General features: G+C 69.5%; 13 protein-coding genes and 5 pseudogenes. 6 read left to right on the top strand and 12 right to left on the bottom strand.

All coding sequences use genetic code 11. From position 1 onward, the window contains the following. Positions 1–236 precede the first annotated feature (236 nt). Positions 237–2426, top strand: a complete 2190-nt coding sequence (katG, locus tag ACZ4YY_RS22290; protein ID WP_468293229.1) for a catalase/peroxidase HPI — start codon at positions 237–239, stop codon at positions 2424–2426. Positions 2427–2625: 199 nt separating this feature from the next. On the opposite strand, the gene ACZ4YY_RS22295 is transcribed toward katG, so the two are convergent. The 3 genes and pseudogenes from ACZ4YY_RS22295 to ACZ4YY_RS22305 all read right to left on the bottom strand — a co-directional run. Continuing rightward, entirely contained in the window at positions 2626–4059 is a 1434-nt protein-coding gene (locus ACZ4YY_RS22295; RefSeq protein WP_468292809.1) for an MFS transporter, read from the bottom strand. Between the two features lie 312 nt (positions 4060–4371). Then, positions 4372–4728 (bottom strand): annotated as a pseudogene (locus tag ACZ4YY_RS22300) (MFS transporter); the annotation flags it as partial. Between the two features lie 92 nt (positions 4729–4820). After that, positions 4821–5698: pseudogene (locus tag ACZ4YY_RS22305) on the bottom strand (pyridoxal-phosphate dependent enzyme); the annotation flags it as partial. Between the two features lie 300 nt (positions 5699–5998). Between ACZ4YY_RS22305 and ACZ4YY_RS22310 the strand changes: the two are divergent. Both ACZ4YY_RS22310 and ACZ4YY_RS22315 read left to right on the top strand, forming a co-directional pair. After that, positions 5999–6301: a hypothetical protein gene (locus ACZ4YY_RS22310; protein ID WP_468292812.1), complete on the top strand. Its 303-nt coding sequence runs from the start codon at positions 5999–6001 to the stop codon at positions 6299–6301. Between the two features lie 96 nt (positions 6302–6397). Beyond that, positions 6398–6709 carry an ArsR/SmtB family transcription factor gene (locus ACZ4YY_RS22315; RefSeq protein WP_468292815.1) on the top strand — a complete coding sequence of 104 codons (312 nt, stop codon included), beginning with the start codon at positions 6398–6400 and terminating at the stop codon, positions 6707–6709. A gap of 323 nt (positions 6710–7032) precedes the next feature. Here the strand turns inward: ACZ4YY_RS22315 and ACZ4YY_RS22320 are convergent. Then, positions 7033–7203, bottom strand: a pseudogene (locus tag ACZ4YY_RS22320) (RICIN domain-containing protein); the annotation flags it as partial. Between the two features lie 16 nt (positions 7204–7219). Beyond that, entirely contained in the window at positions 7220–7780 is a 561-nt protein-coding gene (locus tag ACZ4YY_RS22325) for a CGNR zinc finger domain-containing protein (RefSeq protein WP_468292817.1), read from the bottom strand. Between the two features lie 203 nt (positions 7781–7983). Here ACZ4YY_RS22325 and ACZ4YY_RS22330 point away from each other — a divergent pair, with 203 nt between their 5' ends. After that, positions 7984–8607 carry a LysE family translocator gene (locus ACZ4YY_RS22330; RefSeq protein ID WP_468292820.1) on the top strand — a complete coding sequence of 208 codons (624 nt, stop codon included), beginning with the start codon at positions 7984–7986 and terminating at the stop codon, positions 8605–8607. Here ACZ4YY_RS22330 and ACZ4YY_RS22335 read toward each other — a convergent pair. Continuing rightward, the gene (locus ACZ4YY_RS22335) at positions 8604–9179 is read right to left on the bottom strand and encodes a P-loop nucleotide/nucleoside kinase family protein (RefSeq protein WP_468292823.1); all 576 of its coding nucleotides are present in this window, start codon (positions 9177–9179) and stop codon (positions 8604–8606) included. The two genes, ACZ4YY_RS22330 and ACZ4YY_RS22335, sit on opposite strands and share 4 nt — an antisense overlap. 153 nt (positions 9180–9332) lie before the next feature. Here ACZ4YY_RS22335 and ACZ4YY_RS22340 point away from each other — a divergent pair, with 153 nt between their 5' ends. Then, positions 9333–9635: an RICIN domain-containing protein gene (locus ACZ4YY_RS22340; protein ID WP_468293232.1), complete on the top strand. Its 303-nt coding sequence runs from the start codon at positions 9333–9335 to the stop codon at positions 9633–9635. Between the two features lie 60 nt (positions 9636–9695). Here the strand turns inward: ACZ4YY_RS22340 and ACZ4YY_RS22345 are convergent. The 6 genes and pseudogenes from ACZ4YY_RS22345 to ACZ4YY_RS22370 all read right to left on the bottom strand — a co-directional run. Next, positions 9696–10537 (bottom strand): annotated as a pseudogene (locus ACZ4YY_RS22345) (transposase); the annotation flags it as partial. Between the two features lie 307 nt (positions 10538–10844). Further along, the gene (locus tag ACZ4YY_RS22350; RefSeq protein WP_468292826.1) at positions 10845–12599 is read right to left on the bottom strand and encodes a cellulase family glycosylhydrolase; all 1755 of its coding nucleotides are present in this window, start codon (positions 12597–12599) and stop codon (positions 10845–10847) included. Between the two features lie 118 nt (positions 12600–12717). Next, positions 12718–14229 carry a glycoside hydrolase family 43 protein gene (locus tag ACZ4YY_RS22355; RefSeq protein WP_468292829.1) on the bottom strand — a complete coding sequence of 504 codons (1512 nt, stop codon included), beginning with the start codon at positions 14227–14229 and terminating at the stop codon, positions 12718–12720. A 51-nt stretch (positions 14230–14280) separates the two neighbouring features. Further along, entirely contained in the window at positions 14281–14460 is a 180-nt protein-coding gene (locus ACZ4YY_RS22360) for a hypothetical protein (protein WP_468292832.1), read from the bottom strand. Next, complete coding sequence (locus tag ACZ4YY_RS22365) at positions 14457–14612, bottom strand: hypothetical protein (protein WP_468292834.1); 156 nt, start codon at positions 14610–14612, stop codon at positions 14457–14459. The genes ACZ4YY_RS22360 and ACZ4YY_RS22365 overlap by 4 nt, the downstream gene beginning before the upstream one ends. A 198-nt stretch (positions 14613–14810) precedes the next feature. Further along, positions 14811–16796 (bottom strand): beta-galactosidase, encoded by a 1986-nt coding sequence (locus ACZ4YY_RS22370; protein ID WP_468292837.1) that lies wholly within the window; start codon positions 16794–16796, stop codon positions 14811–14813. Between the two features lie 569 nt (positions 16797–17365). Between ACZ4YY_RS22370 and ACZ4YY_RS22375 the strand changes: the two are divergent. Then, positions 17366–18178: pseudogene (locus tag ACZ4YY_RS22375) on the top strand (glycoside hydrolase family 3 N-terminal domain-containing protein); the annotation flags it as partial. Between the last annotated feature and the right edge of the window lie 60 nt (positions 18179–18238).

Genomic DNA, 18238 nt, shown 5'->3' on the forward strand with positions numbered 1-18238 from the left:
GGACCGTCGTCGGGAGGGGCCGGGACCCTCGTTCGGAAGATGCCGGGACCGGATTCGGCGTGTTCCGGAAGCCACCGGGAAAGCCGAGAGGGCGCCTCTTCTCGTATGTTTGTCATGCGGGGGTGCTCTGCGTGTTTCGTAGCGGTGCGGTGTGGCGTGCGCGACCATACGGACGCCGACACATCACCATCATCGGCATTGTGCGTGAGAACACCGAGACAGAAAGAAGGACGTCCGTGTCCGGCAGCGAAAGCGAAAACCCGGCAATCGACTCCCCGACTCCCGCACCGACTCGGCCCAGAACGATCCGGGACTGGTGGCCGAATCAGCTGGACCTCCAGATTCTCCACCAGCACTCGTCCCGCTCCAATCCGATGGACGCCGACTTCGACTACGCGAGGGAGTTCGCGACTCTCGACCTCGACGCGCTGAAGCGGGACCTCTTCGAGGTCATGACGACGTCACAGGACTGGTGGCCTGCCGACTACGGCCACTACGGGCCGCTCTTCATCCGGATGAGCTGGCACGCCGCGGGAACGTACCGTGTCACCGACGGCCGGGGCGGCGGCGGCAGCGGCGCGCAGCGCTTCGCGCCCCTCAACAGCTGGCCGGACAACGCGAGCCTCGACAAGGCGCGCCGTTTGCTCTGGCCGGTCAAGCAGAAGTACGGCCAGAAAATCTCCTGGGCCGACCTTCTGGTCTTCGCCGGAAACTGCGCCATGGAATCGATGGGGTTCATGACGTTCGGGTTCGGCTTCGGACGAGAGGACATCTGGGAACCCGAGGAAATCTTCTGGGGACCCGAGGACACCTGGCTCGGAGATGAGCGCTACAGCGGTGACAGGGAACTCGCCGCTCCCTTCGGTGCCGTGCAGATGGGACTCATCTACGTCAATCCGGAGGGGCCCGACGGCAACCCGGATCCGATGGCCGCCGCCAGGGATATTCGCGAGACATTCGGACGCATGGCGATGAACGACGAGGAGACGGTCGCGCTCATCGTCGGCGGCCACACCTTCGGCAAGTGTCACGGCGCCGTCGATCCCCGGTACATCGGTCCGGAACCCGAGGCCGGCGCCCTCGAGCAGCAGGGCCTCGGCTGGCGGAACACCTACGGCAGCGGCAAGGGCCCCGACACACTCACCAGCGGGCTCGAGGGCGCGTGGACCTCCCAACCGACCAGGTGGGACAACGGGTACCTGGACAACCTGTTCCGGTACGACTGGGAGCTGACGACGAGCCCCGCCGGTGCCAAGCAGTGGACGCCCACGGATCCGGCGGCACAGGGCACGGTGCCCGATGCGCATGATCCGTCGAAGCGGCACGCGCCCATGATGCTGACGACGGACCTCGCGCTGAAGCTGGACCCGGTCTACGGCCCGATCGCGAAGAGCTTCCACGACGACCCGGACAAGCTCGCGGAAGCGTTCGCCAAGGCGTGGTACAAGCTGTTGCACCGCGACATGGGGCCCGTCGCGCGCTACCTCGGCCCGTGGGTTCCGGAACCTCAGCTGTGGCAGGATCCCGTCCCCGAGGTGGATCACGAGCTCGTCGGGGCCGAGGACATCGCTGCTCTCAAGAGCAGCATCCTCGCCTCGGGACTGTCCGTCTCCCAGCTGGTCACGACCGCCTGGGCGGCGGCAGCGAGCTTCCGCGGCACCGACAAGCGCGGCGGGGCCAACGGGGCACGGATTCGGCTCGCGCCGCAGAGGGACTGGGAGGTCAACCACCTGCCCGAGGTGGCCGAGACGGTGCAGAGGCTGGAGCGGATCCGGCAGGACTTCGACCTCTCCCATGCCGGCGGCACGAAGGTCTCGCTCGCCGACCTGATCGTCCTGGGCGGGTGCGCGGCCGTCGAGCGGGCTGCGAAGGACGCCGGGTACGACGTCACCGTCCCGTTCGCACCGGGGCGCACGGACGCCTCGCAGGAACAGACCGACGTGGAGTCGTTCGCCGTGCTCGAGCCCAAGGCCGACGGGTTCCGCAACTACCTGCGTGCGGGAGAGAAGCTGTCGCCGGAAACCCTCCTGCTGGACCGCGCCAACCTGTTGACGCTGACCGCTCCCGAGATGACGGTGCTGATCGGCGGCATGCGGGTGCTGAACACCGGTTTCAGGCGAACCCCGCACGGCGTCTTCACCCACCGGCCGGAGACGCTGACCAACGACTTCTTCGTCAACCTGCTCGACATGGGCACGGAGTGGAAGGCATCGGCTTCGGACGAGAACGTGTTCGAAGGCCGGGACCGCGCCACGGGCGAGCTGAAATGGACCGCCACCGCGGTCGACCTCGTCTTCGGTTCGCACTCCCAGCTCCGGGCCGTCGCGGAGGTCTACGCGTCGCGGGACGCGGGAGGGAAGCTCGTGCGCGACTTCGTGGCCGCGTGGGACAAGGTGATGAACCTCGATCGGTTCGACCTCTCCTGAATCCGAGGCCAGGCCCGGCCGTGGCGCGGATCGCTCGGAGTCCCCGCAGCGCTCGTGCGCACGGGCCCGCAGGGACCTCCGGACCCTCGGCCGACCGTTCGGCCACACGGCCGGGGCCGCCGGAACGACGATCCGGCGGCCCCGGCACACATCCGGCGCCGCGGCAGGGGTCGGCACGCTCCGCAGGGCGGGCGTCGGTTCAGTGCACGTGCGGACCAGCGGTCTTCGGTGGCCTGCCCCGCGGTACGAGCCCCAGGGCCACGGCCGCGCCGACGCCGGCCGTCACCGCGCACACCGTGAACGCGTCGGTGAAGCCGCCGGCCGTGCCCCGCTCGATTCCGGAGGCCGCGACGGTGGAGACGACCGCCACACCGATCGAACCACCGACCTCGTGGAAGGTGTTGACGACACCGGACGCCAGCCCCGCCTCCCGGGCTTCGACCATGGCGAGCGCCGTGGTGGTGGCGGTCACGAACACCGCGCCGATACCGAAGGAGGCGACCACGAAGCCCGGCAGCAGCAGGGTGTACACGCTGCCGGTGTCCGACAGCCGGGTCAGCGGCGCCGTTCCGGCAGCCGCCAGCAGCAGGCCCGCGACGGCCGTGGTGCGGCTGCCGATCCTCCCCACGAGGCGGGAGCCCAGATGCGCCCCGACGCCGGTGGCGACGGCCGTGGGGAGGAAGAGGAGGCCGGTCCTCGTGGGGCTGAGGCCGCGCAGGTGCTGGAGGTAGACCGAACCGAGGAAGAAGAAGGCGATCAGCAGGGCTGTGGCCACCAGCATCAGGAACGCTCCGGCGAGGACGGGCCGCCGGGTGAACATGCGCAGGTCCATCAGAGGGGCTCGGCCGACCCGTTCGGCGACGGTGAACAGGGCGTACGCGATCAGCGCGCCGGCCAGCGGCAGCAGCGTCGCGGGGTCCGCCCACCCCGAGTCACCCGCCTCCACCAGCCCGTAGATCAGTGCGCCGGTGCCCGTGGTGACCAGCAGTGCGCCGGGGACGTCGAGGCGGGCGGGCCGCGGCGGCCGGGCCGCGACGACCGCGGGGACGGCGGCGAGGACCAGGAGGCCGACGGGTACGTTGACGTAGAAGACCCACTGCCAGCCCGGCCCGTCGGTGAGCAGGCCGCCGAGCAGGACCCCGGCCGCGGCGCCGGATCCGCCTGTCGCCGCCCACACGCCGAGGGCCTTGGCGCGTTCGGCGCCGTGGAACGTGGTCGTGACGATCGACAGCGCGGAGGGGGACAGCAGGGCGGCGCCGACGCCCTGTGCGATGCGGCCGCCGAGCAGGACCGGGGCGGTGCCCGCCAGACCGGTGACCAGCGACGCCGCGGTGAACAGGGCGAGTCCCGCGAGAAGGGTGCGGCGGGCACCGAACGCGTCGGCGAGACGGCCGCCGAGCAGCATCAGGCCGCCGAAACACAGGGTGTACGCGGTGACGACCCAGGTGAGCGTCGCCCGGCCGAGGCGGAGATCGGCTGCCATGTCGGGGAGGGCGACGTTCACCACGGTGACGTCCAGGATCAGCATGAACTGGGCCAGACAGATCAGCGCCAGGGCGGTCCAGCGGCGGGGGTCGGGGGCCGGGTGGGCGGGTTCCGGCGTGTGAGGGGCGCCGACTGCGGAGTGGGACATGACGGGTCCTTGCGGCAAGGGGGGCGTACGGGCGGATGCCACGACGAGCGGGGCCCCGACGCGGAGCTCGGGGAACGAGGACCGTCCACCGTGACGCCGGGACGCCACGCCCCGAACTGTACAGTTCAGTTCATTTGAACTCAACCGTACAGTTCATTTGAGCTGACCTCGGCCCGCGAGCGTGGAAGACGTCAAGCGGCCTCCGAGCGGGCGCCGGGCCGCGCTCCGGCGCGCACCGCGTGCACCCCGGCGGGCACCGTTCGGTGCTCGCCCCGCCCGCAGCCCCTCGGCCCGGGCCGGCGATGAGACCGTTGCGGCCCGGGGCCCGTGGACCGGAGCCTCCAGCCGGCCGGTGGCGTGCAGGCCGTACCGGGCGGCCGCGCAGGCGAGGCCGAGCACGGTCAGGGAGATCCACGGCAGCGCCGGCATGCCGGCGGCGCGGGCCGCGTCGAGCGCGGCACCGGTGAGCAGGCTGCCGAGGGTGATGCCGATACCGCAGACGGTGTTGTAGAGCCCGTAGTGCGTGGCGACGAGACGGTCACCGCAGAGACGGACGATGGGGTCCATCTCGAAGGGGTAGGCGATCATCTCCCCCACGGCCAGGAGCAGTGCGGCGAGCGTCGGGGGCACCGCTGCGAGCAGCCACAGCCCCACCCCGGGCCCCGGTATCAGCATGTAGAAGCCGAGGTTGATGGTGAACTGATTCGCCATCAGCAACCGGACACTGCGCTCGTACGAGCGGACCTGCGTGAACAGCCCGGTCACCGGTCCCCCTCCTGTGCGTCGCGGTCGTGACCGGCGTTGTCCTCGACAGCGTCGTGCGGCCGGTCCCGCAGGGTGAGGGGATCGGCCACGGTGGTGCACCGGGTCCAGCGCGTGACCTCCTTCTCGTCCAGGCTGCCGATCACGTCCGGTTCGGCGGCGGGCGGCGGGTCCGACAAGCCGTGGGCGGCGCAGTAGTCGTCGTCGTACACCGTGCCCAGCTAGCGCTGCGGTCGGTCGGGGAAGATCGCCGCGATCCTGGCGTCCGCCGGCATCGTCCGGGCGAACCAGCCGGCCACGAGAGCCACCGCGCCCACGCTCCGGCCCCCGGTGGCGTAGCGGGAGGCGGCCAGCAGACGGCAGGTGGACACCGCCTCGGCCGGTGCCACCCAGTGCACCTCGGGGAAGTTCTCGTACGTGACGTTGCGTGGGTAGAAGCTGGATCCCAGACCCCGCATGAGCCGGGGCCGGGCGGGCGGGCCGAAGATCGTCGAGTCGATCGTGTCCACCCCGACGACCGTCAGCTCCGGGTAGAGCTGCCGCAGCACGCGGGAGACGCCCGCGGAGTGGCCGCCGGTACCGACACTGCACACCAACACGTCGATGTGGCCCCCCCGGAGGCCAGTTCCAGGGCCAGCGGGGTGTAGGCGGCGACGTGGTCCGGGTTGTTGTACTGGTCCGGGCACCAGGAGCCGGGATGCCGCTCCATCAGCCGCTGCACGCGTTCGCGGCGGGCCTGCTGCCGGCCGCCCGTGGGATGCGCTTCGCAGACGACGTTGACCTGGGCGCCGTGCGCGGTCAGCAACCGGGCCATGGACGACTCCAGCCCCGGATCGGTGACCAGGGTGACCGGGTGGCCGTACACCATGCCGGCGGCACGTCGAGCAGTCAGCGGTGGTCGAACAGTCGGCGATGACCGGAACGGCGTACGCGCTGCGGGGCGCGTCGACGAACGGGTGGGGTGACGGGTGCGCGGGTCCGGCGCCTGCCACGACCCGTTCCACAAGGCATTACCGCTCCTTGATCCGGCGTTGACCTTCCGGGACGGAAGATCGAAGCGGAGGTCCGCGACGGTCCATCCACACGATGCATGCATGAATCGCTATATGTTAATGTCGCCATGCGAGCGCCCCGCAGGAGAGCCACGGGCAGCCGCGAGCACGAGCAAGGAGATCCCATGACCAGCGCCACCGATCACCGCACCCACGAGGACCACACGCACACCCACGGCGAGGGCTGCGGTCACGTCGCCTTCCCGCACGGCGACCACACCGACTACGCCCACGACGGCCACATCCACCGCGCACACGAGGACCACGTCGACGAGTGCACGCCGGCCGGCCACGCCGTCCACGGGGAGCACGACCACCAGCACGGCGAGGACTGCGGCCACGTGGCCGTACCGCACGGCGACCACACCGACTACGTGCACGACGGCCACCGTCACGCCGCCCACGAGGGGCACTGGGACGACCACTGACCTCACCCTCGACCCGGTGCGGCGCGCCGCGGCGCCGCACCGACGGGGCAACCGTCTCGCCGGCCGGGAGTCATTACCACATGCTAATGTGTGCATATGACAACGGCTTTCCCTCCTCCGGCGGAGACGCCGGCCCAGGACCTGCAGGCGGCGAGTGAGTTGCTGCGCGCACTGGCCTCGCCGGTACGACTGGGCATCGTGCGCGAGCTGTCCGGCGGCGGGAAGTACGTCCACGAGCTGGTGGACGCCCTCGGAGTGAGTCAGCCACTGGTCTCCCAGCACCTGAGGGTGCTGCGCACCTCCCGGATCGTCACCGCCCGGCGTCAGGCCCGCGAGACGCAGTACAGCCTCACCGACGACCACGTGGCGCACATCGTGCTGGACGCCATCCGGCACGCACAGGAGTAGCACCGACGACACGGCGGCAGCTCGACGGCCGCCCGGCCCACCCGCCGGGCGGCCGTTGCCGCACGGTCGTCATCGAGGGCGGGCCGTGAACCGCCGGCCGGCCCCGGCCCGGCGCCCGCCCACCAGCCGGGAGAGCTCGGCTCACGCGCCGTTCGAGCGACCGCGAACGCGCGCGGCAGCCACCGCACCGAAGGCGAAGTCAACGCCTCCACGGCCGAGCGCACCCGTGCCGCCGCGGGGCGCGCCTCCCGGCTCGCAGGCGCCCGCCGACGCGGACCGCAGGCTTGCCACCGGAGTGGTGCCGGTCCAGCGACCGGGCTGGACGTCCACAGCAGGTTGGTGCTCTGCTGCCACGTCCCCTGCTTGGTCACGGCCCCTGCGGCGACCATCCCACCGCCGTCGAGGACCAGTCCCGTGCCGCGGTTGGCGATCGAGTACTGGCCTTGGCCGCGGTGGATGATCTGCCACTGCTGGGTGCTGCTGCCGTCCCAGGCCTAGTCGGTAAAAGCTTTAGCTATTGCGCTTGTTGGCGAGGAAGCGCGCCTTCTTCTCGCGATTTCCACACGTATTCATGTCGCACCATTTCCGTGTGCCGCCTCGGCTGGTGTCCAAGAAAGCGGCTCGGCACGTGGGTGATGCGCACAAGGAGATCTTTCCGTCTCGTTCTCCCGCAAGGAGACTGATCGCATCGGCGGCGATCACGCTGAGCGCGTCTTCCACGGAAGAAGAGCTCAGCCGCCATTTCCGGTCGCCCTCGGACGTCAAGATCGCCGAGGCCAGGCCCTGAGTGCTGCAGTCATTGATGACCTGGACGGCTGGAGAGGGAAGCGGGTTCTTGTGTGCAACGGCGGTGGCAGCTGCATGAATCGATTCCCGCAGCCTTTGAGCCCGGTCGAGCTGGGACTGAGTGCAGGAATCGACCGCGAGTCCACTGACTGCCAACCAGTCCACGAGCCGAGAGGGCACAGGAATTCGCTCCAGCGTTTCACCGTACCGCTCCGACCGGGTTCCCGTGAAACTGGTCGCCAGTACTTTACCCAGGCGAAATTCAGGGAAATAAACAATAACCACGGAACCATCTTAGCCGGTTGCCACCTGAAGCGCAAACATGTTAGAACCGTCATAGGCGGTTCTGCGTCGGCTCAGTGGCCCCATCAGGCTCTCCCAGGTCTGCAGCAGGTTTAGGCCACCGACTCGGGGCGACTCGGCGCGGATCGATCTTGTCGGCGTCGGGGGCTCCCGGCATGCCAAGCCAAAGCCGGAGGTAGTTGACGATGGTGGATTTAGCGGTACTGCCGAGCTACATTGCGGTGATCCTGCTCTTTCTCGCTCCACCCGGGCCCGACATGGCCTACATGCTCGCAGTGGGTCTTGAAGGTGGTCGCCTGTCCGCGCTGAGAGCCATCCTCGGCATAGGGACAGGTATGAGTGTCTATGCCGCCGCCGTCGTTGCCGGGATGGGGGAGATCGCCGGATCGCACCCATCGGTGCTTGATGCGGTGAGAATACTGGGCGCAGCGTATCTGCTGTGGTTGGCGTACGTGACAATGCGAAGTGCGCGTCGCGCGATCAACGGACACGGCGATATCGCGACAGGCAGGTGGTACCTGCGAGGGGTGCTGGTCAGCCTGACGAATCCGAAAATAATCCTCTTTTACCTCGCGGTGCTCCCGCAGTTCATAGGAAGTGCAGAGAATCCCAAATTACAGATGGCCGTTCTCGGTGCAATCAACGTCCTGATGGAGATAATTCTCTACGGGTGCATCGGAGTGTTGTCGGGATTTTTTCATGCACGACTCACCGGCTCAACAAAAGCGACGGCTGTGCTGAATTATGCCGCGTGCGCGGTTTATGTTGTGCTGGCAGGGGCAATCACTGTCGAGATTCTCCTGGCCTAATACTCCAGCCGTAGATCGTGATCCACGGTCTGTGCCGATTGGGTTGACCAGTCGGTTGCCGCGATGGCATCGCGTGCGATGTCGGTTACGGAGCGGCCGTCGGTGGATACCCGTGCGACCCATGGGGGCGCGGTGGCTTCCAGATGTTGGGCCATGGCGGTGCTTCGGGTGACGTGGGCGTCGAGTTGGCTGCCGATCTCTCGGGTGCCGAGGCGCTGCCGGGCGGTTGTGTCGTCGGCGGTCAGGAGTACCGCGGTGATGCGGGGTGTGCCGCCCATGGCGCGGGCGATCAGGTCGAGCTCCAGAACGGAGACGGTGTTGGTGTAGATCAGCCTGCGGTATCCCAGAGCGGCGTAGTTGCGCCAAAGCGCGGCGAGGTTCGCCTCGGTCATCCTTGTGCGGGCAGGGTCGTCGGGCGGGGCGGGGAATGCCTGGTCCAGGTTGTCGCCCTCGACCAGGCAGTGGGCGATGCGCAGGGCCTGGAGTTGCGCGGAGATCTCCCAGCCGACCGTGGTCTTGCCGACCCCGGCGCGGCCACCGATGAGCAGTGCTTCGTATGCGGCGGCCGGCACAGGTGGTCTCCTTGCGTTCGCAGGGCAGATGACGTCTGAGGCGACATGGGTGCGGCGACCGTTGATCACCGGTGTGTGAAGACAAACGATCATGCAGTGGCCGCAGGTCACAGCGTAGACCCTGCTCGCTGGCAGGAGGCGTTCGACGGCCTGATGGGCCGGATCGCCGGTCGGTTCGCGCGGGTCGAACCCCGTCGGCGGGTACGGACGTTGGTGCTCGGCCTGCTGTCGGACCTGCCGCGCAAGAACTGCTGGACCATCACCGAGTGGGCCGGGGAGGCGACTCCGGACGGCATGCGGCATCTGCTACGGCGGGCCAAGTGGGTCAGCCTCGTCAACCGGGAGTCGGGCCTGGCGATGGACGTCTGGGAGTACTCGAACGCCGACGGCGCCCGCATCTCTCAGTGGACCTACAGCGGCAACCCCGACCAGCGCTTCACCCGCCGCCGCGTCTGAGCGTCTCATAGCGATTGATCGCCGTGCTTTCCTCATGACCACGCTCTTCCACCATCCATTTCAGCCACGAATTGAGGTGCTTTGACTTGACTGCACCAATGGCAGTGGTCCCGAAGACTCCTTCGTTCGCTGTTGCGCAGTGCCTGGTTTGCGGACGGTGTGCACGTCGTGGCGTGGGGTGGGTCGGGTGTTCTTGTGGCCGAGTGGTCGTCCCGGGCCGGGCGGGAGGGTTTCGGTGCCTGGGCGGGGCAGGCCACCTGCGGGCGGAGGTGCCGAAAGTCGCGGCGGACGCGGGCCGGGGTGAGCCTGTTCGGCGGGCTCGGCTTCTCCCACGGTCGGCGCAGGTCGGCCGCCAGCGGACGGGCCAGCCGCAGCTGGGTGTAGACGGCGAAGATCAGCAAGGTATACCGGTCAGCCGCCTCAGGAGTGCGGATCTTCGGGCAGGTCCAGCCAAGCGTCTGCTTGAACAGCCGGAACGTGTGCTCGATGTCGAAGCGTCGCAGGAAGGCCTGCCAGAGCATGTCAATTTGGGTGTCGGCGGCATCGGTGCCCGACCACCACAGCCACACCGGCTTCGGGGTCGCGCCACTGGGCAGGTATTCGACCTGCAGACGGATCACAGTGCCCTCGATGACCGGCAGAGCGCCCAGCTGGGAGACCCACGCAGAGCGAGTGGGTCAGCCTGGGGTGGAGCCGGTCCCAGGCCCTGGCGGTGGCAGTGCCGTACAAACGCGTCTTGGACACCGTCGTCGCATCAGGAGTGTTCCAGGTGGCAGGGTCGCCGAGGACGAACTCGCCGCCGTGGCGGGGCGGACGGCCCGGGTACCCGGCTCTCGGGGCGGGGCCGCCCGGCGCAGAACACAGTCCGAGCGCATTTGGCCCAGCACCTGCACTGGCAAGTCCGATTCGGGCGGGCACCTGTGCCGATCCAGCGGAGGGAGGCCGCGAACACGTCGATGAGGTCGCGGGGCGCTCCGCGGTGACCACGGCTGGTTCGCCTCCCTCGACGGCAGACCCTCAGCCACAGCGATCCTTGGATGCGGTGCGTGAGGGAGGTGTCGTATGTCGAGGAGACTCGGCTCGTCAGGGTCGGCGATCGGTGTGCGCCGTGGGTGCAACGAGCGATCCGGGAGAGCACGGGCCCGGCGAAGGGCTGACCGGGCAGGAAGAGAGCCCCGGGTGCCAGGGGACACCCGGGGCGGGGAATGGTCAGGCGACGGTTCCGGTCACCGAGCCTGAGTTCTTCGTCACCTTGTACGTCACGGTGGCTCCGCTCCAGAAGTGGAAGACGAGCGTCGCCTGGGTGTTGTCACGCAGTGAGTTGACGAACTTGGAGGTGAGGAGAAGACCGTTGCCCGGGTAGTCGGGAGAGAATGCCTCGTTGAACTCCTGGTAGGGAGTCCAGTCGGTCGGGCCGGCGTTGCTGCCGTCGGCGTACTTGGCCTCCATGGTGGCCAGTTGGTCACCGCGGTATTGGGTGGGGATGGTCAGACCGCCGGCGTCACCGGTCGCGTCGGAGAGCACCGGCCTGTCATACGTGGTCACGTAGATCTTCCAGGGCAGACCTCGGGAGAAACGGGCCTCGATCGTCGCGTTGACTCCGTAGGCGCGGTCGCCGGCGAGCCGGGTCAGCGCGGTGGCTGTGAGCGTGAGCTGGTTGCCGGAGACGGTGTAGTCCCGGCCCCGGACGAGCTTTTTGCCGCCCTGCCACACGCCGCGGAAGGTGGTGCCGTTCGGGTTCAGGGTGAGTGTCCTGGCGGTGATCGCACTCGACTTCGCCAGGAAGACACGGTCCGAGGAGGCGGTGCCCGAGCGGGTGGTCCAGCTCGACTTGATCTGGTCGATCAGCTCGGGCTCACGCCACTGCAGCGTGGAGCGGTTCAGGAAGTTGTAGGCGTCCCACAGGGCCGTGGTCACCCCGGAGATGCGGGCCTCGTATCCGAACATCTCGAAGTACTTCAGTGCCTCGCCACGTTCGACACGCGGCGCGCGTTGGAAGTGGTCTGGGTACGACAACAGGCCGTACTCACCCAGGTAGACGGGGATTCCCTTGGAGACGAGGGTGTCGCGGAGCCGGGCGAAGTTGTCGGTCAGGTCCTTCTGCGCGGTGGCGTCGAACTGGGTGCCGCCGGCGATGTTCACGCTGAACGGGTACCAGCTGTAGTAGTGCACGGTGGCCACGAGGTGGGGGTCGTTCAGCGACTTCATCTCGCTCACCAGGGCGTCCAGGAAGACCTGGCCGGAATTGGTGTGCAGGCTGGGCAGGACGAGCAGACGGGTCGCGTTGTTGCCGCCGGACTGGCGCACCACGGTGTGGAACGCGGTGTTCAGTTCGTCGTTGTACTGGATGCCCTGGGCGTCGGTGGTGTTGTTGAACTGCGGCTCGTTGTTGCTCTCGAAGAGCAGGCTGCTCGGTGAGTCCCTGAACGTGGCGGCGATCTGGGTCCAGGTGGCCTTGAAGCGGGCCAGGACTCCGTCATGGTCGGTGGGCATGTCGGCGATCCACTGCCACGAGTCGTGATGGACGTTGATCACGACGTAGAGACCGTCAGCCAGCGCCCAGTCGACCACCTGCTTGACGCGCTTCATCCACGTCTCGTCGATCGTGTAGGGGGCGGTGGAGGACTGGTGGCCGCTCCAGGTGACGGGGATGCGGACGCTGCGGAAACCCTGGGCCTTGATGGTGTCGAACAGGGCCTTGGTCGCCGGCGGGTTGCCCCAGGACGTCTCGTCGGGGATGGCGTCCAGGGTGTTGCCGAGGTTCCAGCTGGGCTGCATCGCGGCCACGGTGCCCATCGGACTGAGCGCGATGTTCTTCGTCGCCGCGGACGCGCCCTCGTGGGACGGTACGGCGAACGCGGCGGTGCTGGTCAGCCCTATCGCGGCGACCAGCGCCAGCAGCAGACCGAGCACCCGGCCCGGGCCGCCTCTGCGCCGGTCGGTGGGGTGGTGCGTTCCCTTCATCTGTGACCTCTCTCTTGTTGGCCGAGCGGGTTCCGCCCGTGGGGGGATGGAGCGGCAGGCAGCAAGGGGGCGGGGCGTCTTCGGAAGCCGACGTGGTGCCTCGGCTCGCCTCGCCGGTTCACCGGCCGAGCGGCTCGTGGTCGAACCAGTCGAAGTGGACTGTGCCGACCGCGGCGTACAGGCCGAGGACCCGGCCGGTGAATCCGCCGGCCACCTCCGTCGACAGATAGCGGCCGTCGAGTGCGCCGAGTGCGGTGAAGGTGCCGTCCTGCTCCTCGACGCCGAACGTGAGGATGTCGGGACCGGTGCGGGGGCCGTTCGGAGGGGCGTCGGAGACGTCGAGGCGCAGAACCACGGGCCCGGCCGGCACGGGACGGGAAGCCACGACAGTGCGGAACGGTCCGACGCGGCTCAGGACGCGTACTTGGCCCTCGGCCGCCTCGATCTCGTAATGGTGCTCTTCGTCCAGGCGGACGGCGAGGCCACCGCGCCCTTCGGCGGGGTCGATCCGGGTGCGCACCCGGCAGGCCAGATGCTGCTGGCGGCGGCCGACGAACACGACGTCCGGCTCGTCCAGCGAGGCGCCGCGGGCGCGCAGCGTCAGCCAGCCGGCCCGCTCCTTGGTGGTGCAGTGCTCCTCCGGACGGTCGCGTACGGAGATCCACTGCGGCCGCAACCCGCTGAGGTCGAAGTCGTCCCGGTGGGCCTCGGCGGGGCCGGGGACGAGCGGCCAGGCGGGCGCGGGCAGTTCGGGCGACACCTCGCCGGCGACGGGCCAGCCTTCCACCCACTCCACGGGCGCCAGGAAGGTCTCGCGGCCCAGCACGTGCCAGCCGGGCGTGCCACCCCGCGGCCGGACGCCCAGAAGCACCATCCACCACGAACCGTCGGGCCCCTGGACCAGGTCCGCGTGACCGGTGTTCTGGATCGGGCGGTGAGTGCCGCGGTGGGTGAGGACCGGGTTGGCCGGGCACGGCTCGAACGGGCCGGTGGGCGTGCGCCCGCGGGCGATCGAGACGGCGTGGCCGCGCTCGGTGCCGCCCTCGGCGATGAGCAGATACCAGTACGCGCCGATGTGGTACAGATGCGGCGCCTCCGGCGCCTGGGCGCCGGGGGTGCCGGCCCACACCTTGTGCGGAGGTCCGAACGTCTCGCCGGTGTACGGGTCGATACGGACCTGCGCGCCCCCGGCGACCGTGCACCAGCAGGTGCCGTCCTCGTCCCAGGCGAGATCCGGGTCGATGCCCTTCACCTCCGGCAGTCGGACCGGGTCGGACCAGGGCCCGGCCGGATCGGTGGCGGTGAACAGCAGGTTGCCCTCGCCCTCGGCCACGTTGGTGACGATCAGCCAGAAACGTCCGTCGTGGTGGCGCAGGGTGGGAGCGTAGATCCCGCCGGAGGACGGCATTGCGGCCGGCAGGCGCAGTTGGGTCGGCCGGTCCAGGGCGTTGCCGATCTGCGTCCAGTGCACCAGGTCACGGCTGTGGAAGACGGGGATGCCGGGGAAGTACTCGAAGCTGGAGCAGACGAGGTAGTAGTCGTCTCCGACGCGGCAGACGCTGGGGTCGGGGTGGAAGCCGGGGATCACGGGGTTGGTCATGGTGGCGTCCGTCCGCTGCATTTCTGACATTCGGCCAAGTCCCTTTCCTTCAGAGGGTTGTTGTCATGTGTCACCGGCGGTTCAGGGCGCGTCCGGCAGCGTGTGGGTGAGGCGGAGCAGCACGGTGGACGGAGCTGTGGGCAGCGTCAGCGTGAGGTCGGCGGCATCGGGGTTCCAGGCGGCGACGGCCTGGCTCGCGGTGAGGTAGAGGCCGTCGACGCGAGCGGCGGACCCGCGGAGGTGAGGCAGGGGAAGGCTCATCGTGGACTCGCTGCCGGGCGGCGCCAGACGGTGAGGTAGGTAGTGGCGGGGGTCCGCAGGGTCAGGGCGAGCCACGGGTCGTCCCAGGCCGGCAGGTCGAGCGGCCACGCGGGGACGGCCTGAGGCAGGTCGGCACGGATGGCCTTGTACACGGCGACGGTACGAGTCGATGAGACACACGCTCGACCAGGCGCAGCCGCGGTGCCGTCCTCGCCGACGTCGATCTCGATCTCCAGGGCCGCTTGGCCCCAAAGGGGAGTCTGCGGTGCGCCGGTCATGATGGCCTTTCCGGTAAGGGTCAGAACGCGCGGGGGCAGGCCCCGACGGCAAGGGAGGGACTCGGCGGGGAGTCAGGCGGTACGGAGCACCGCGCAGCCGCCGGGCGGCAGTTCGGACAAGGTGTTGCCCGTGAGCAGGTCGTGGGCGGGCTCGGGCAGGGGCACGGGCTCGGGGCGGTGGTTGATCAGAACGCCCCAGCGACGGCCGTCCGGGGCGCGTCGCATGACGGCCTCGACCTGAGCGGGCAGGCCCTGCACCTCGGGACCCACTCCCGCCTCGTCGAGCAGCCGGGCGACCAGGGCGGCGTAGCCGGCGTCGTCCAGGCGGGTGGAGAGGTACCAGCCCTGTCCGGTACCGAAGCGGTGACGGGTCAGCGCCGGGCTGCCGGCGAGCATGCCCTCGGCGTAGGCGGCGAGCGTTTCCGCGCCTTCGGCGCGAAGCGACTCGCTCCAGACGGTGCCGTGCGATCCGTCCGACAGGGCGATCCGCTCGTCCCGCCGCAGCGGCCGGTACTCCTCGACGCGGATGCCCAGCGCCTCGCGTAGCGGCTCGGCGGGGTAGCCGCCGAGGCGGGCGTGCATGCGGTCGTCGACGTATCCGCTCGCGTGCTGGACGAGGAGGGTTCCGCCGTCGGCGACGTAACGGCGCAGGTTCTCGGCCGCCCCGTCGGACAGGAGGAACAGGGCCGGTGCGATGACGAGCGGGAAGCGGCTCAAGTCGTGCTCGGGGTGCGCGAAGTCGACGGTGACGCCGGCGTCCCACAGTGCCCGGTGCGCCCGGCCGAGTGCCGCGTGGTAGTCGAGATCCGCCGAGGGCAGGCCGTCCACGCCGAGCGCCCACCAGGCGTCCGCCTCGTGCAGGACCGCCACCGAAGCGGTGACCGTCGATCCCGCCAGCTCGCCGAGCCGGGCGACCGCCTCGCCGACCTGCGTGACCTCACGGAAGATGCGGCTGTCCGGCCCCGCGTGCGGGACCATCGCCGAGTGCCACGTCTCGGCGCCGGCCCGGGACTGCCGCCACTGGAAGAAGAGGGCGCCCTCCGAACCGCGGGCGATGTGGCCGAGGGTGTGGCGCAGGATGTCCCCGGGCTCCTTGGCCAGGACCCGGTCGCGGTCGTAGACGGTACTGGTGCCCTGTTCCATCAGCAGCCAGGGGTGGCCGCCGGCCAGGGAGCGGGTGCGGTCGGCGTGGAAGGCGACGTCGGCGGCGGCGTCCAGACCGGGTGAGCTGGGGTACTGGTCGGACGTGACGACGTCGAGTTCGCGGGCCAGGGCCCACAGGTCGACGTTCTGGTAGGCGGGGAGCATCAGGTTGGTCGTCACCGGCCGGTCGCTGTGCGCGCGGATCGCGTCGCGTTGCTCGCGGTAGGCGGTGATGATCTCGTCGGACCAGAAGCGGTGGAAGTCCAGTGCCTGGCCGGGGTTCTTGTGCCACTGCGTCACGCGCGGCGGCAGCAGTTGCTCCCAGGAGGTGTAGCGCTGGCTCCAGAAGGCTGTTCCCCAGGCCTCGTTGAGGGCGTCCAGCGAGCCGTGGCGGGTGCGCAGCCACCCCCGGAAGGCGGCGGCGGTGTGGTCGCAGTAGCAGAGCGTGCCGTACTCGTTGTGGACGTGCCACAGGGCGAGGGCGGGGTGGTCTCCGTAGCGTTCGGCCAGGGCGGAGGCGATCCGGCGGGCCGCGGTGCGATAGGCGGGCGCGGTGAGGCAGTAGGTGTCGCGGCTGCCGTGGGTGAGGCGGGTGCCGTCCGGGGTGACCGGCAGCGCGTCGGGGTGGGCCAGGGTGAACCAGGGCGGCGGGGAGGCCGTCGGGGTGGCGAGGTCGACGGCCACGCCGTTCGTGTGGAGGCGGTCGATGTGGGCGTCGAGCCAGGCGAAGTCGTAGCGGCCCTCGTCCGGTTCCAGCAGGGCCCAGGAGAAGATGCCTACGGTGGCCAGGTTGACCCTGGCCCGGCGCATCAGCGCGTCGTCCTCCTTCCACACCGGTTCGTCCCACTGCTCGGGGTTGTAGTCACCGCCGTAGGCGAGGCCGCCCAGGCGGTCGGTCAGGCTGCGGATGGTCATGACTGGTCCTCGGGAAGAAGGGACTCGGCAACTGCTGGGCGACTGCTCTGGCATACCGTCAGAGCGTCCCTCCTGACGGTGGTGAGGGAGCGGCTCCGCTCCAGCAGCGGGGAATGGGCGGGTGGAGCCGCTCCCGGTCACAGGGGGGCGCAGACGGGCGGCCGGTTCACCCCTTGATCGCGCCCGAGAGCACACCGGTGCGGAAGTGCTTCTGCCCGAACGGGCAGAAGATCAGCAGCGGTACGAGCGTCAGGACGACCACCGCCTTCTGCAGGGACAGCGGAGCCGTCTGTGCGTGCGCGGAGCCGAAGCCGGAGTCGACCCTGCTTTGCCGACGAAGCTTCCGCGGTTCAGCCCGTTGCTCAAGGCGGCGGTCCCTTCCTCCGGATCGTCGAAGCGCTTCACCTGGCCGGGAACGTTAATGACACGCTTCTTGCGAGACAAGGGGGCAGGCATCAAGAAATTCCTTTGGCCCAAGTCGTTGACAGCCTGTCGCTGAGCTGCAAGCGTCGAAGCGCTTCGATAGCCCGCAACCAGCCTGCTTAAAGGTCCTCGGGGGTTCTTCGTCCCTGCCCGCCGCCCGGCTTCCGTTCCGCGACCCGGTGCTGCCGATCGACAAGCGCGTCGACGATCTGCTCGGGCGGCTCACGCTCGACGAGCGGATCGCGCTGCTGCACCAGTACGCACCGGCCGTCGAGCGCCTCGGCATCGCCTCGTCCCGTACCGGCACGGAGGCGCTGCACGGCGTTTCCCGGCTCGGCGGGGCGACGGTCTTCCCGCAGGCCGTGGGACCTGGCGCGACCTGGGACGAGAACCTGATCCACCAGGTCGCCGAGGCCGTCTCCATCGAGCTGCGTGCCTTCCACTACCACCGCCCGACGGCGAACGGCATCGGTACCAACAGTTTCCAGGCGTGGGCCCCGTGGTGAACCTGCTGCGCGACCCGCGCTGGGGCCGCAACGAGCCCGCGCTGGGGCCGCAACGAGGAGGGCTACTCCGAGGACCCGGTACACACGGCACGGCTGGGCACGGCCTACTGCGCGGGCCTGGCCGGCGGCCACCCCGCCTACCTGCGCCCGGCCGCGGTGCTCAAGCACTTCCTCGTCTACAACAACGAGGACGACCGCTGCGTCACCTCCTCCGGCCTGCGCCCGCGCGTCCTGCAGGAGTACGACCTGGCCGCCTTCCGACCCGTCGTCGCCTCGGGCGCGGCGACCGGCGCGATGGCCGCCTACAACCCGGTCAACGGCCGTCCCTGTCACGTCAACCCGCTCATCGAGACCGAACTGCGCAGCTGGTCCCCGCCGACCGGACATGAGTTGTTCGTCGTCAGCGACGCCGAGGCGCCGTCCAACCTGGTCGACCAGGAGCACTACTTCGACGACCAAGCCGTCTTCGAGCTGCTGCGCGAGGAGCGCGGCGAGGGCGAAGCGCGCACTCGT

The organism is Streptomyces sp. NPDC030143, from assembly GCF_055573695.1.

Excerpts from the sequence above, each read along its gene's own strand:
- ACZ4YY_RS22360 (WP_468292832.1), bottom strand. The coding sequence starts at position 14,460 with ATGAGCCTTCCCCTGCCTCACCTCCGCGGGTCCGCCGCTCGCGTCGAC.
- ACZ4YY_RS22350 (WP_468292826.1), bottom strand. The coding sequence starts at position 12,599 with ATGAAGGGAACGCACCACCCCACCGACCGGCGCAGAGGCGGCCCGGGC.
- ACZ4YY_RS22295 (WP_468292809.1), bottom strand. The coding sequence starts at position 4,059 with ATGTCCCACTCCGCAGTCGGCGCCCCTCACACGCCGGAACCCGCCCAC.
- ACZ4YY_RS22310 (WP_468292812.1), top strand. The coding sequence starts at position 5,999 with ATGACCAGCGCCACCGATCACCGCACCCACGAGGACCACACGCACACC.
- ACZ4YY_RS22315 (WP_468292815.1), top strand. The coding sequence starts at position 6,398 with ATGACAACGGCTTTCCCTCCTCCGGCGGAGACGCCGGCCCAGGACCTG.
- ACZ4YY_RS22330 (WP_468292820.1), top strand. The coding sequence starts at position 7,984 with ATGGTGGATTTAGCGGTACTGCCGAGCTACATTGCGGTGATCCTGCTC.
- ACZ4YY_RS22340 (WP_468293232.1), top strand. The coding sequence starts at position 9,333 with ATGGGCCGGATCGCCGGTCGGTTCGCGCGGGTCGAACCCCGTCGGCGG.
- ACZ4YY_RS22355 (WP_468292829.1), bottom strand. The coding sequence starts at position 14,229 with ATGTCAGAAATGCAGCGGACGGACGCCACCATGACCAACCCCGTGATC.
- ACZ4YY_RS22370 (WP_468292837.1), bottom strand. The coding sequence starts at position 16,796 with ATGACCATCCGCAGCCTGACCGACCGCCTGGGCGGCCTCGCCTACGGC.